Below are 13154 nucleotides of genomic sequence, written 5' to 3' on the forward strand. Positions count from 1 at the left end.
GCAAAGGCCTCTCCCCGTGTTCACTCATGGCGGGGAGAGGCTGAGACCGAAAAACGAGGAAAGAATAAGATGGCAGGTAGCAGTTTGCGGGAAGTGACGATCCCCCGTTTTGCGTTACGGGCAGAAGAGGCGGCGGCATCGCTGGCAATCTCGACTTCGCTTTTCAAGGCATGGGTTTCTGATGGACGCATGCCGAGGGGGCGCAAGATCGGCGGTGTGATGCTTTGGGACACTGAGAAGGTGAGGGCGGCTTGGAGCCGTCTTTCTGAAGATGGCGAAAGCCAGGACGATGATGAGAATCCCTTTGATGGGATGGTGGCCTGATGAAAACCCGATTGCGCTACTGTGTGTTTGATCCTGATCGGCGCGGAAACCCGCGCTATTACGTGCGCCAAGTTGGTAAGCCAAAAGTGCGGATCAAGGCGGCGTACAAGGATGATCAGGGGAACATCACACCGGAATTCATGGCTGAGTATTGGGCGGCTCTGGCCGTCCTTAATGGTATGGCTGAACCGAAAAAGGAAGCGCCTCGCGAAGAAACCTTCGACTGGCTGGTCGATCAGTATTTTCGCTCGCAGCGCTTCCAGCGGCTCAATGAGGCCACCCGGCGCGACAAGCGCAGTGTGTTGTTGCGGTTCTGTGAAACGGCCGGTGCGCTTCCCTACAAGAAGTTCCGCAAGAAGGACATGGAGGCCAGCCAATTCAAGCGCCGCGAAACGCCCGGTGCAGCTGACAAGCTCGTGAAGGTGATGCGCGCACTCTATAACTGGGCGATTGACGAAAAGCTTGCCGTGGAAAACCCGGCGGCGCGTGTGGGCAAGATCAACAATAAGTCGGAAGGCTTCCACACATGGACGCCGGAAGAGGTTGACCGGTTCCGCGCCTTTCATCCGCTAGGCAGTAAGCCGCGTCTGGCGATGGAAATCATGATCAATGTCGGCGCGCGGATCTCCGACGCATGCCGACTCGGCCGCCAGCACGAAACCATGATCAACGGGCGGCGCTGGCTGAAGTTCACCGCTGAAAAGAACCGTGATCGCTTTCCGGTGCTGATTGAGGTGCCGATGACCTCTGACCTTATCAAAGCGCTCGAACGTACAGAGACGGGTGATCTGGCCTATCTGGTGACCAGCTTCGGCAAGCCCTTTGTGAAAGAAGGTCTCGGCAACAAGATGCGCGAATGGTGCAATCAGGCCGGACTGAAGCGTTGCAGCGCCCATGGGCTTCGCAAGGCTGCCGCCGTGATCATGGCTGAAAGCGAAGTGTCAGCGCCGGAGCTTTGCGCGGCCTTCGGATGGCGCAATCTCAGCACGGCACAGATCTACATTCGCGAAGCTGAAAAGCGCCGTCTCTCCCGAAATGCCTTCGAGCGTGTCGAACGCTTCAGGAACAGGAATGTCTCACTTTCAAAAGCGAAAAACGCCGATGAGACATATTGAGGAAATTATGATGGGAAAACAGTGCCCTAAAAAGGGGATGGTGGGCGATGAGAGGCTCGAACTCCCGACATCCTCGGTGTAAACGAGGCGCTCTACCAACTGAGCTAATCGCCCGCCCGTGTTGGTGGTGCGTGAAATAGGCGGATAGGACGAAAATCGCAAGAGGGTTTTTGCCGAACTTGCGTTTTTTTTCAAAAAGCCTGTGAATGACGCAGACGGTCTTGCAGGACGCATGGATCGATCCGCTCGGATTCGTTCTCGGGAGAAGAGAAAAGTGCTGTCGTCAGAACCGGAGCCAAGGCCGGCGAGTATTTTTCCGGTGGCGATTTTGCCGGTTTTCCGGGCCTTACCGCAAGGCACGCGCAAAAAAAACAGAAATGCGAGATATGTCGCTTGACAGTGGCAGGCGACCCCCTTAAACAGCCGCTCACGCCAGACAGACAAGCGCTCGCGAAAACAAGCGCTTGCCCCTGAAACGGCCAAATGCGCGGGTGTAGCTCAGCTGGTTAGAGTGCCGGCCTGTCACGCCGGAGGTCGCGGGTTCGAGCCCCGTCACTCGCGCCATTTTCTCCTTCCCCTTCATGTTTTTCATCTTCTGCTGCGTTGTGGCGCAGGCGGTATAATCTGTCGCACGCGACTGGTCGGTCCTGTTCGCCAGGGTGCGGCGATTCCCGCGCGAATAAAGTTCGTCCCGGCTGACCTTGGTTCCGGACTTGCGGACCGTCATGGCGGCAGCCGGCCCTCCCTCCGAGAGCGCAGCAAATTGCCGCACCTTGTTCGAAAGGCCGCAGGCGACGCAAAAGCGCCGCATTCCCTTATCGAAAGATTGTTGCAGCGCCATGAAATGAAGTCGCAATGGCTTGCGCGAGCGCGTCGGCTGCGCTAACCACAACCCCGACATCTATCAATTTTCGGTCTCGCGGTTTATCCTGCGGGTGCGCTGACCCGGGCGCCACCAAACGGCAAGGGTGTTTTTATGGCTGAAGTCCTCAGTTCCTACGTTCCGATCGTCATCTTTATTGCTATCTGTCTCATCATCGGGCTTGCCCTGATGGTCGCGCCCTTCGCGCTGGCCTTCAAGGCGCCCGATGCGGAAAAGCTTTCGGCCTATGAATGCGGCTTCAACGCATTCGATGACGCGCGCATGAAGTTCGATATCCGCTTCTATCTTGTCGCGATCCTGTTCATCATTTTCGACCTCGAAGTGGCCTTCCTGTTTCCATGGGCGGCGTCCTTCGGCGATATCGGCTGGTTCGGCTTCTGGTCGATGATGGTCTTCCTCGGCGTGCTGACGATCGGCTTCATCTATGAATGGAAAAAAGGAGCACTCGAATGGGAGTGAGCCAGGACGAAACGCTGGTCGCGCCGGTTCCCAAGGGCGTGGTCGATCCGATGACGAACAAGCCGGTCGGCGCTGACGACCGCTTTTTCGGCGAAATCAACAACGAACTTGCCGACAAGGGCTTCCTTGTTACCTCGTCGGCGCAGCTGATCACCTGGGCGCGCACCGGCTCGCTGATGTGGATGCAGTTCGGTCTTGCCTGCTGCGCCGTGGAAATGATGCAGATGTCGATGCCGCGCTACGACTGCGAGCGTTTCGGCTTCGCGCCGCGCGCCTCGCCGCGCCAGTCGGATGTGATGATCGTTGCCGGCACGCTGACCAACAAGATGGCGCCCGCGCTGCGCAAGGTCTACGACCAGATGCCCGAGCCGCGCTATGTCATCTCCATGGGCTCCTGCGCCAATGGCGGCGGCTATTATCATTATTCCTATTCCGTTGTTCGCGGCTGCGACCGGGTCGTTCCCGTCGATATTTACGTGCCGGGCTGTCCGCCCACGGCCGAGGCGCTGCTTTACGGCGTTCTTCTTCTGCAGAAGAAGATCCGGCGCACCGGGACGATCGAGCGATAGCGGCGGGAGAGAATGATGAGTGAAGCTTTGAACGATCTCGGCGCCCATATCCGCGAAGCCTGCGAGGGCGTGACGGATACCCGCATCGCCCATGGCGAACTGACCGTTTTCACCACGCCGGCGGCGATCGTTGATGTCGCCAAATTCCTGCGCGATGACGGCCAGTGCGCTTTCGTCAACATCATCGACGTCTGCGGCGTCGACTGGCCGGGCAGGGCCCAGCGGTTTGACGTCGTCTACCATCTCCTGTCGCCGACCCAGAACATGCGCATCCGCATCAAGGTGGCGGTGGACGAGGACGAAGTCGTTCCCTCGATCACGTCCATTTTCCCCGGCGCCGACTGGTTCGAGCGCGAGACCTGGGACATGTACGGCATTCCCTTCTCCGGCCATCCGGATCTGCGCCGCATCCTGACCGACTACGGTTTCGAGGGCCATCCGCTGCGCAAGGACTTCCCGACCACCGGTTTCGTCGAGCTGCGTTATGACGAGGAAGCCAAGCGCGTGATCTATGAGCCCGTCGAGCTTCGCCAGGAGTTCCGCAGCTTTGATTTCCTGAGCCCCTGGGAAGGACCGGAATATGTCCTGCCGGGTGACGAGAAGGCGAGCTGAGGAGGGCGCAATGGCTGAACGTCTTTCCGGCGGCTGTATCTGCGGCGCGGTTCGTTTTACCGCGACGCCAGCAAGCGACGAGATGGGGGTCTGCCATTGCAGCCTCTGCCGTCGCTGGAGCGGCGGCGCCGGTTTTCTCGGCGTCGACTGCGGCACGGCCGTCGAGGTCGAGAACGAGGATATGCTTGGCGTCTACAAGTCATCGGACTATGGCGAGCGCGTTTTCTGCAAGACCTGCGGATCGACGCTCTTCTGGCGCATGCAGGATGGCTCCGATATCGTTGTCTCCGCCCAGGCCTTCGATCAGCCCGAACGCTTCCGCTTCACCAGCGAGATTTTCGTCGACGAAAAGCCGGACAATTACGACTTCGCCAACGATACCAAGAAGATGACGTCCGCAGAGTTCTTTGCGGCTTATGCTGCACAACAGGATCCATCGGCATGACTGAACATAATGTCCGCAATTTCACGATCAACTTTGGCCCGGAGCATCCGTCCGCGCACGGCGTGCTGCGTCTGGTGCTGGAGCTGGACGGCGAGATCGTCGAGCGCGTCGACCCGCATATCGGCCTGCTTCACCGCGGAACCGAGAAGCTGATCGAGACCAAGACCTATCTTCAGGCCGTGCCCTATTTCGACCGGCTGGACTATGTGGCGCCGATGAACCAGGAGCACGCTTTCGCGCTGGCCGTGGAGAAGCTGCTGGAGGTCGAGATCCCGATTCGCGGGCAGCTCATTCGCGTGCTGTTCTCCGAAATCGGCCGCGTGCTGAACCACCTTCTGAACTGCACCACCGCCGCCATGGACGTCGGCGCGCTGACGCCGCCGCTCTGGGGCTTCGAAGAGCGCGAGAAGCTGATGGTGTTCTATGAGCGTGCCTGCGGCGCGCGCATGCATGCGGCCTATTTCCGGCCCGGCGGCGTGCATCAGGACCTGCCGCCGGAACTGGTCGAGGATATCGGCAAGTGGTGCGAGCAGTTCCCGGCAAAGCTCAACGATATCGAGGCGCTTCTGGCGGGCAACCGCATCTTCAAGCAGCGCAATGTCGATATCGGCAATATCACGCTCGAGGATGCCTTTGCCTGGGGCTTCTCCGGCCCGATGGTGCGCGGTTCGGGCGCGGCCTGGGACCTCAGGCGCGCGCAGCCCTATGAATGCTATTCCGATCTTGATTTCGACGTGGTGATCGGCAAGAACGGCGACTGCTACGACCGCTGGGTGCTGCGCATCAACGAGATGCGCGAATCGGTGAAGATCATGAAGCAGTGCGTCGAACGGCTCCTCGGCGATGCCAGGACCGGCCCGTTCAATTCGATGGACGGCAAGGTGGTGCCGCCGAAGCGGGCGCAGATGAAGCGCTCCATGGAAGCGCTGATCCACCACTTCAAGCTCTATACCGAGGGCTATCACGTGCCGGAAGGCGAGGTTTATGCCGCCGTTGAAGCGCCGAAGGGCGAGTTCGGCGTCTACCTCGTTTCCGACGGCACCAACAAGCCCTATCGCTGCAAGATTCGCGCTCCGGGCTTTGCCCATCTTTCGGCGATGGACTTCATGTCGAAGGGCCATCAGCTTGCCGACGTCACCGCCATCATCGGGACGCTCGACATCGTGTTCGGTGAGGTGGACCGGTGATCGCTGACGCCCTTGCAATGTCAAGAAACGCTTTTTGCTGTCCCGGACCGGTTGAAGGCCGGTGCCAGAACATGGGATATGCAAGAGCTGTGAACAGAACCTCCGAAGAGGTATAAGAGAGCATGTCCGTTCGTCGACTAGCCGATGAGAATGTCCAGCCCGCCGCTTTCGCGTTTTCAGACGAAAATGCCCGTTGGGCCGAAGCCACGATCAAGAAATATCCCGAAGGCCGCCAGCAGTCCGCCGTGATCCCGCTTCTGATGCGGGCGCAGGAACAGGAAGGCTGGGTGACGCGTGCCGCGATCGAGAAGGTCGCCGATATGCTCTCCATGCCGTTGATCCGAGTACTCGAGGTCGCGACCTTCTACACCCAGTTCCAACTGAAGCCGGTCGGCACCAGGGCGCATATCCAGGTCTGCGGCACCACGCCCTGCATGCTGCGCGGCGCCGGCGACCTGATCAATGTCTGCAAGAAGAAGATCGGTCCCGAAGCCCTTGAGCCGAATGCCGAGGGCACGCTGTCCTGGGAAGAGGTCGAGTGCCAGGGCGCCTGCGCCAACGCGCCGATGGTGATGATCTTCAAGGATGCCTATGAGGACCTGACGCCGGAACGGCTGGAAGAAATCATCGATGCCTTCGAGGCAGGCCGCGGCGATGAGATCAAGCCCGGCCCCCAGATTGACCGCTGGTTCTCCGCGCCGGAAGGCGGGTTCACCTCGCTCACGGACGATGATGATGATGACGCCGGCGCTGACGACGAGACCGACGAGGGCGCCGGTTCGCCGGAAGCGCTCGACGGCGCCGAAGGCGACCGGCCGCCGGCTGCTGACCGGAAACCGGAAGACCCGGATGATCTGAAGATGATTTCGGGCGTCGGCCCGAAGATCGAGAAGCTTCTGAACGACATCGGCATCTACACGTTCGAACAGATCGCCGCATGGACGCCGGGCGAATGCGCCTGGGTCAATGCCTCGCTGAAACTCGGCGGCCGCATCGAGCGCGACGAGTGGCAGCGTCAGGCGGGCGTGCTGGCCAAGGGTGGCATCGAGGAATATGAAAAAGTGTTCGGCAGAACAGCGCGTTAGGAGTGAAGCATGTTAAAAGACAAGGACCGCATCTTCACCAACCTCTACGGCCATCGCGACAAGTCGCTGAAGGGCGCGATGGCGCGCGGCTCGTGGGACAATACCAAGGCGATTGTTGACAAGGGCCGCGACTGGATCGTTCAGGAGATGAAGGATTCGGGTCTTCGCGGCCGCGGCGGCGCGGGCTTTCCGACGGGGCTCAAATGGTCGTTCATGCCCAAGGATGACCGTCCGCACTATCTCGTTGTGAACGCTGACGAATCCGAGCCCGGCACCTGCAAGGACCGCGAGATCATGCGGCATGATCCGCATCACCTGATCGAGGGCTGCCTTCTGGCGGGCGTCGGCATGGGCGCGCATACGGCCTATATCTACATTCGCGGCGAGTTCATGCGCGAGCGTGAGGCGCTGCAGGCGGCGATCGACGAGTGCTACGAGGCCGGCCTGCTCGGCAAGAACAACAAGTGCGGCTGGGACATGGACGTTTATGTCCATCACGGCGCCGGCGCCTACATCTGCGGCGAGGAGACGGCGCTTCTGGAAAGCCTTGAGGGCAAGAAGGGCCAGCCGCGGCTGAAGCCGCCGTTCCCGGCCAATATGGGTCTTTATGGTCTACCGACCACCGTGAACAACGTCGAGTCGATCGCGGTTGCGCCGACGATCCTCAGGCGCGGCGCGAGTTGGTTCTCCTCCTTCGGCCGTCCCAACAATGTCGGCACCAAGGTGTTCATGGTCTCCGGCCATGTGAACCGGCCCTGCGTGGTGGAGGAAAGCCTCGGCATCACCTTCCGCGAGCTGATCGAAAAGCATTGCGGCGGTATTCGCGGCGGCTGGAACAACCTGCTTGCCGTGATCCCCGGCGGCGCGTCCTGCCCGGTGGTCAAGGGGGAGGACATGATCGACGTGCAGATGGACTTCGACGGCCTGCGCGAGGTGAAGTCCTCCTTCGGGACCGGCGGCGCCATCGTCATGGACAAGTCCACCGACATCATCAAGGCGATCGCAAGGCTTGCCGAATTCTTCAAGCATGAAAGCTGCGGCCAGTGCACGCCGTGCCGCGAGGGCACCGGCTGGATGTGGCGGGTGATGGAACGCATGGTGGTCGGCAAGGCGCAGAAGCGCGAGATCGACATGCTGTTCGAAGTCACCAAACAGGTGGAGGGCCACACGATCTGCGCGCTCGGCGATGCGGCCGCGTGGCCGATCCAGGGCCTCATCCGCAATTTCCGTCCGGAAATCGAAAAGCGGATCGACCAGTACACGGCCAACGCCACGTCGGAAGGCGCGGTGATGGAAGCGGCGGAGTAGACTGATGAAATTCCAGGATCAGGTCGACCAAATCGATGCCAGCAAGAGCTGTCTTTCGGGCTCGGTCTTTGATGATGTCGATCTGTCCGGTTCGAAGTTTCACAACGTGAACATGTCGGGCTGGAAGGTGAGCAACGCCAACTTTTCGGGCATGACGGTCACGGACGCAAACCTTTCCGGCATGACGGTGACGGATGCCAATCTTTCGGGCGTCTCGATCAGCGAATGCCGTTTGCATGGCATGACGATCGAAGGCATCGATGTTGGCGCGTTGCTCGCGCTGTGGAAAGAACACAAGGCTTGAGGCGAAACCCGGAGCGGGCGTACGCAATCGAGAACGGAATGCCGGCGGTCTCTTTCGGATCATCGGCGAAGCGGGAAAAACGGATATGGTAAATCTGATTGTAGACGGCAAGGAAATCGAGGTTCCCGACCACTACACGCTGCTGCAGGCGGCTGAGTCGGCGGGCGCCGAAATCCCGCGCTTCTGCTTTCACGAGCGGCTGTCGATCGCCGGCAATTGCCGCATGTGCCTCATTCAGGTGAAGGGCGGGCCGCCGAAGCCGGCAGCCTCCTGCGCCATGGGGGTCAAGGATATTCGCGGCGGCCCGGACGGCTCGCTGCCGGAGATCTATACCAAGACGCCGATGGTGAAGAAGGCGCGCGAAGGGGTGATGGAATTCCTGCTCATCAACCATCCGCTCGACTGCCCGATCTGCGACCAGGGCGGCGAATGCGACCTGCAGGACCAGGCCATGGCCTTCGGTATCGACGCCTCGCGCTACCAGGAAGACAAGCGCGCCGTCGAGGACAAGTATATCGGCCCGCTGGTGAAGACGGTGATGAACCGCTGCATCCACTGCACGCGCTGCGTCCGCTTCACCACGGAAGTGGCCGGTATTTCCGAGCTCGGCCTGATCGGCCGCGGCGAGGATGCGGAGATCACCACCTATCTGGAACAGGCGATGACGTCGGAACTGCAGGGCAATGTCGTCGACCTCTGCCCGGTCGGCGCGCTGACCTCCAAGCCCTTCGCCTTCACCGCCCGTCCGTGGGAGCTGAACAAGACCGAATCGATCGACGTCATGGATGCCGTCGGTTCCGCGATCCGCGTCGATACGCGCGGTCGCGAAGTGATGCGCATCATGCCGCGCGTCAATGAAGAGGTGAACGAGGAGTGGATCTCCGACAAGACCCGCTTCATCTGGGACGGCCTGCGCACCCAGCGCATCGACAAGCCCTATATCCGCGTCAACGGCCGCCTTCAGGCGTCGAACTGGAATGATGCCTTCGCCGCCATCAAGTCGGCGCTCGACGGCGTGTCCGGCGACCGGATCGGCGCAATTGCCGGCGATTTGGCGACGGTTGAGGAAATGTACGCGCTCAAAGGTCTGATGGCTTCGCTCGGCTCGGCCAATATCGACTGTCGTCAGGACGGCGCAAAGCTTGATCCGGCAAACGGCCGCGCAAGCTATCTCTTTAACCCGACGATCGAAGGCATTGAAAAGGCTGACGCTCTTCTGATCATCGGCGCCAATCCGCGGTTTGAGGCCTCGGTGCTGAATGCGCGCATCCGCAAGCGCTTCCGCAAGGCCAATTTCCCGATCGCCGTGATCGGCGAACAGGCGGACCTGCGCTATGATTACGAATATCTCGGCGCCGGCCCGCAGACGCTGTCCGACCTCGCCTCCGGTTCGCTCGGCTTCCTCGACGTGCTGAAGAAGGCCGAACGTCCGATCATCATGGTCGGGCAGGGCGCTCTGACGCGCGACGACGGCGCGGCCGTGCTGGCCAGGGCCGCGCAGCTTGCCGGCGATGTCGGCGCGGTGAGCGAGGACTGGAACGGCTTTGCCGTGCTGCATACGGCGGCGGCGCGGGTCGGCGGTCTCGACATCGGCTTCGTACCGGGCGAGGGCGGCAAGACCGCGGCCGAAATGCTGGGCGATACGGACGTCCTCTTCCTGCTCGGCGCCGACGAACTTGATTTCTCCGCCAAGAAGGCCGGCTTCACCGTCTATATCGGTTCGCACGGCGATGCCGGTGCGATGAATGCCGATGTGGTTCTGCCGGCGGCAACCTACACGGAAAAATCGGGCACCTATGTCAATACCGAGGGCCGCGTGCAGATGACCAACCGCGCAGGTTTTGCGCCGGGTGACGCGCGCGAGGACTGGGCGGTGCTCCGGGCGCTGTCCGGCATTCTCGGCAAGACGCTGCCTTACGACTCGCTGATGGCGTTGCGGGCCGCGCTTTACGGCGAATATCCGCATCTCGCCGCGCTTGACGCGGTCGCTGACGCTGATATCAAGGCCGTCGAAACGGCGGCGTCGAAGGGTGGGGATCTCGCAGAAGCCGGTTTCGTCTCGCCGATCACCGATTTCTACCTGACCAACCCGATTGCCCGGGCCTCTGCCGTGATGGCCGAATGCTCGGCGCTGGCGCGCAACAATTTCAAGGCAGCGGCGGAATAAGGACCGAACAATGGATTCTTTTGTCTCAACCTATCTCTGGCCCGGGCTGATCATGGTCGGTCAGTCGCTGCTTTTGCTGGTCCTTCTGCTTGTCGGTATCGCCTTCATCCTGCTGGCCGACCGCAAGATCTGGGCTGCCGTGCAGATGCGTCGCGGCCCGAATGTGGTGGGTCCCTTCGGCCTGTTCCAGTCCTTTGCCGACCTGTTCAAGTTCGTGCTGAAGGAGCCGATCATTCCGGCGAGCGCCGACAAGGTCGTGTTCCTGCTGGCGCCGCTGATCTCGGTGACGCTGGCGCTCGCCACCTGGGCGGTGATGCCGGTTGCGGACGGATGGGTGATCGCCAATATCAATATCGGCATCCTCTACATCTTCGCCATTTCCTCGCTTGAGGTCTACGGCGTGATCATGGGCGGCTGGGCGTCGAACTCGAAATACGCCTTCCTCGGCTCGCTGCGTTCGGCGGCGCAGATGGTGTCCTACGAAGTCTCGATCGGCCTCGTCATCGTCACCGTTCTTTTGACGGTCGGCTCGCTGAACCTTTCGGACATCGTCTTTGCCCAGCAGACAGGTCTTGGCACCATGCTCGGCCTGCCGAACTCGTTCCTTGACTGGAACTGGCTGGCGCTGTTCCCGATGTTCATCGTCTTCTTCATCTCCGCCCTTGCCGAAACCAACCGTCCGCCTTTCGATCTTCCCGAAGCCGAATCGGAGCTGGTTGCGGGCTTCATGGTGGAATACGGCTCGACCCCGTACATGATGTTCATGCTCGGCGAATATGCGGCCATCGTCTTGATGTGCGCGCTGACGACGACGCTGTTCCTCGGCGGCTGGCTGCCGATCATCGATGTCGCGGTGCTGAACTGGGTGCCCGGCGTCATCTGGTTCCTGATCAAGGTTTGCCTCTGCTTCTTCATGTTCGGCATGGTGAAGGCATTCGTTCCGCGCTACCGCTACGATCAGCTGATGCGTCTCGGCTGGAAGGTCTTCCTTCCGCTGTCGCTCGCCATGGTCGTCGTCGTCGCCTTCGTTGTTAAACTGACCGGCTGGGTGGGCTGATTGATGGCGCTTCTCGAAGCGCCGGATTGGAGAATTTGAAATGGGTTCTGTTGCTCAGGCTTTCAATGCCGTCTTCCTGAAGGAGTTCGTCGGAGCGTTCTTTCTGACGATGCGCTACTTCTTCGCCCAGAAGTCGACGGTCAATTATCCCTTTGAAAAGGGACCGGTGAGCCCGCGCTTTCGCGGCGAGCATGCGCTGCGCCGTTATCCCAACGGCGAGGAACGCTGCATCGCCTGCAAGCTGTGCGAGGCGATCTGTCCCGCGCAGGCGATCACCATCGAGGCCGGTCCGCGCCGCAATGACGGCACGCGCCGCACGGTGCGCTACGACATCGATATGGTGAAGTGCATCTATTGCGGCTTCTGCCAGGAGGCATGTCCGGTCGATGCCATCGTCGAGGGGCCGAATTTCGAGTTCGCCACCGAGACGCGCGAGGAACTCTATTACGACAAGGAACGCCTGCTCGCCAACGGCGACCGGTGGGAGCGCGAAATCGGGCAGAATATCGCGATGGACGCGCCCTATCGCTGAGCGGCGAAGAGCAAGTGGCCGGGCGGCGTGACGCCGACCGGTGAAACGATCTGAGAACGGAAGGCTTGCCCGCGCGGCCGGTTTTTCAATGAGACGCGTCCGGAGTTTCCGCGACGTACAGGAAGAGAAGGCACCAAGATGGGTCTCCAGGCTCTTTTTTTCTATATTTTCGCGTTTATCGCCGTGGCCTCGGCGTTCATGGTCATTTCCGCGCGGAACCCGGTCCATTCGGTCCTGTTCCTGATCGTGGTGTTCGTGAACGCCGCTGCGCTGTTCATTCTGGCCGGCGCGGAATATCTCGGCCTGTTGCTGCTCGTCGTCTATGTCGGCGCGGTCGCGGTGCTGTTCCTGTTCGTGGTGATGATGCTGGACATCGACTTCACCGCGCTCAGGTCCGGCATTCTGCGCTATGCGCCGGTGGGCGCGCTGATCGGCGTCGTGCTTCTGGCCGAGCTGATCATCGTTGTCGGCGGGACCTTCATTTCCCCCGAGATCGCCTCCAACACCGCCATGCCGATGCCGCCGCTTTCGGAACGGTCCAGCGTGCAGGCGATCGGCGATGTGATCTACACGCACTATGCCTATTTCTTCCAGGTGGCGGGCCTCATCCTGCTGGTGGCCATGATCGGCGCGATCGTGCTCACGCTCAAGCACCGCACGGACGTCAAGCGCCAGAACATCGGCAGGCAGGTGGCGCGCACGCCGGAAACGGCGCACGAGGTCGTCAAGGTCAAGCCTGGCCAGGGCCTATAATTTAAGAGAATTCAGCAGGGATACGGACTCAAGGACAGAGCAATGGAAATCGGACTTTCCCACTACCTGACGGTCAGTGCCATACTTTTCACGATCGGCGTCTTCGGCATCTTCCTGAACCGGAAGAACGTCATCATCATTCTCATGTCCATCGAGCTGATCCTGCTTTCGGTCAATCTCAACATGGTCGCCTTCTCCGCCTTCCTGAACGATCTGGTCGGCCAGGTCTTCGCGCTCTTCATCCTCACGGTGGCGGCGGCGGAAGCGGCGATCGGACTGGCGATCCTCGTTGTGTTCTATCGCAACCGCGGCTCGATTGCGGTCGAAGACGTCAATATGATGAAGGGCTGACCT

The 13154-nt window shown here is 60.7% G+C and carries 15 protein-coding genes and 2 tRNA genes; 16 read left to right on the top strand and 1 reads right to left on the bottom strand.

The window, feature by feature from the left end:
* Nucleotides 1-69: 69 nt before the first annotated feature.
* Both JET14_RS07445 and JET14_RS07450 read left to right on the top strand, forming a co-directional pair.
* Nucleotides 70-324 (top strand): hypothetical protein, encoded by a 255-nt coding sequence (locus JET14_RS07445; protein WP_024705973.1) that lies wholly within the window; start codon nt 70-72, stop codon nt 322-324.
* The gene (locus tag JET14_RS07450) at nt 324-1439 is read left to right on the top strand and encodes a tyrosine-type recombinase/integrase (protein ID WP_246750551.1); all 1116 of its coding nucleotides are present in this window, start codon (nt 324-326) and stop codon (nt 1437-1439) included. The genes JET14_RS07445 and JET14_RS07450 overlap by 1 nt, the downstream gene beginning before the upstream one ends.
* Nucleotides 1440-1477: 38 nt before the next feature.
* On the opposite strand, the gene JET14_RS07455 is transcribed toward JET14_RS07450, so the two are convergent.
* Nucleotides 1478-1553 (bottom strand) — tRNA-Val (locus JET14_RS07455).
* A gap of 373 nt (nt 1554-1926) precedes the next feature.
* Between JET14_RS07455 and JET14_RS07460 the strand changes: the two genes are divergently transcribed.
* From JET14_RS07460 to nuoK, 14 genes are all read left to right on the top strand, one after another.
* Nucleotides 1927-2003 (top strand) — tRNA-Asp (locus tag JET14_RS07460).
* A 412-nt stretch (nt 2004-2415) separates the two neighbouring features.
* A complete protein-coding gene (locus JET14_RS07465; protein ID WP_024707025.1) occupies nt 2416-2781 on the top strand; it encodes an NADH-quinone oxidoreductase subunit A in 366 nt (121 codons plus the stop codon).
* The gene (locus tag JET14_RS07470) at nt 2772-3350 is read left to right on the top strand and encodes a NuoB/complex I 20 kDa subunit family protein (RefSeq protein WP_024707024.1); all 579 of its coding nucleotides are present in this window, start codon (nt 2772-2774) and stop codon (nt 3348-3350) included. Before JET14_RS07465 ends, JET14_RS07470 begins: the two co-directional genes overlap by 10 nt.
* A gap of 15 nt (nt 3351-3365) precedes the next feature.
* Nucleotides 3366-3962: an NADH-quinone oxidoreductase subunit C gene (locus JET14_RS07475; RefSeq protein ID WP_200337464.1), complete on the top strand. Its 597-nt coding sequence runs from the start codon at nt 3366-3368 to the stop codon at nt 3960-3962.
* Nucleotides 3963-3972: 10 nt separating this feature from the next.
* Nucleotides 3973-4407, top strand: a complete 435-nt coding sequence (locus JET14_RS07480; RefSeq protein WP_200337465.1) for a GFA family protein — start codon at nt 3973-3975, stop codon at nt 4405-4407.
* The gene (locus JET14_RS07485; RefSeq protein WP_200337466.1) at nt 4404-5594 is read left to right on the top strand and encodes an NADH-quinone oxidoreductase subunit D; all 1191 of its coding nucleotides are present in this window, start codon (nt 4404-4406) and stop codon (nt 5592-5594) included. Before JET14_RS07480 ends, JET14_RS07485 begins: the two co-directional genes overlap by 4 nt.
* 122 nt (nt 5595-5716) lie before the next feature.
* A complete protein-coding gene (gene nuoE / locus JET14_RS07490) occupies nt 5717-6679 on the top strand; it encodes an NADH-quinone oxidoreductase subunit NuoE (RefSeq protein WP_200337467.1) in 963 nt (320 codons plus the stop codon).
* 9 nt (nt 6680-6688) lie between these two features.
* On the top strand, nt 6689-7987 hold the full coding sequence (nuoF, locus tag JET14_RS07495; protein WP_200337468.1) for an NADH-quinone oxidoreductase subunit NuoF: 1299 nt from the start codon (nt 6689-6691) through the stop codon (nt 7985-7987).
* Between the two features lie 4 nt (nt 7988-7991).
* Nucleotides 7992-8291 carry a pentapeptide repeat-containing protein gene (locus JET14_RS07500; protein WP_200337469.1) on the top strand — a complete coding sequence of 100 codons (300 nt, stop codon included), beginning with the start codon at nt 7992-7994 and terminating at the stop codon, nt 8289-8291.
* Nucleotides 8292-8376: 85 nt separating this feature from the next.
* Nucleotides 8377-10458 (top strand): NADH-quinone oxidoreductase subunit NuoG, encoded by a 2082-nt coding sequence (gene nuoG, locus JET14_RS07505; RefSeq protein ID WP_200337470.1) that lies wholly within the window; start codon nt 8377-8379, stop codon nt 10456-10458.
* Nucleotides 10459-10468: 10 nt separating this feature from the next.
* Nucleotides 10469-11515 (top strand): NADH-quinone oxidoreductase subunit NuoH, encoded by a 1047-nt coding sequence (gene nuoH / locus JET14_RS07510; RefSeq protein WP_200337471.1) that lies wholly within the window; start codon nt 10469-10471, stop codon nt 11513-11515.
* A gap of 40 nt (nt 11516-11555) precedes the next feature.
* Nucleotides 11556-12047 (top strand): NADH-quinone oxidoreductase subunit NuoI, encoded by a 492-nt coding sequence (gene nuoI, locus JET14_RS07515; RefSeq protein ID WP_200337472.1) that lies wholly within the window; start codon nt 11556-11558, stop codon nt 12045-12047.
* A gap of 138 nt (nt 12048-12185) precedes the next feature.
* Nucleotides 12186-12800, top strand: a complete 615-nt coding sequence (locus JET14_RS07520) for an NADH-quinone oxidoreductase subunit J (RefSeq protein ID WP_024707014.1) — start codon at nt 12186-12188, stop codon at nt 12798-12800.
* A 42-nt stretch (nt 12801-12842) separates the two neighbouring features.
* On the top strand, nt 12843-13151 hold the full coding sequence (nuoK, locus tag JET14_RS07525; RefSeq protein ID WP_024707013.1) for an NADH-quinone oxidoreductase subunit NuoK: 309 nt from the start codon (nt 12843-12845) through the stop codon (nt 13149-13151).
* Nucleotides 13152-13154: the final 3 nt, after the last annotated feature.

The sequence above is a fragment of the Martelella lutilitoris genome, assembly GCF_016598595.1.
GTDB lineage: Bacteria > Pseudomonadota > Alphaproteobacteria > Rhizobiales > Rhizobiaceae > Martelella > Martelella lutilitoris_A.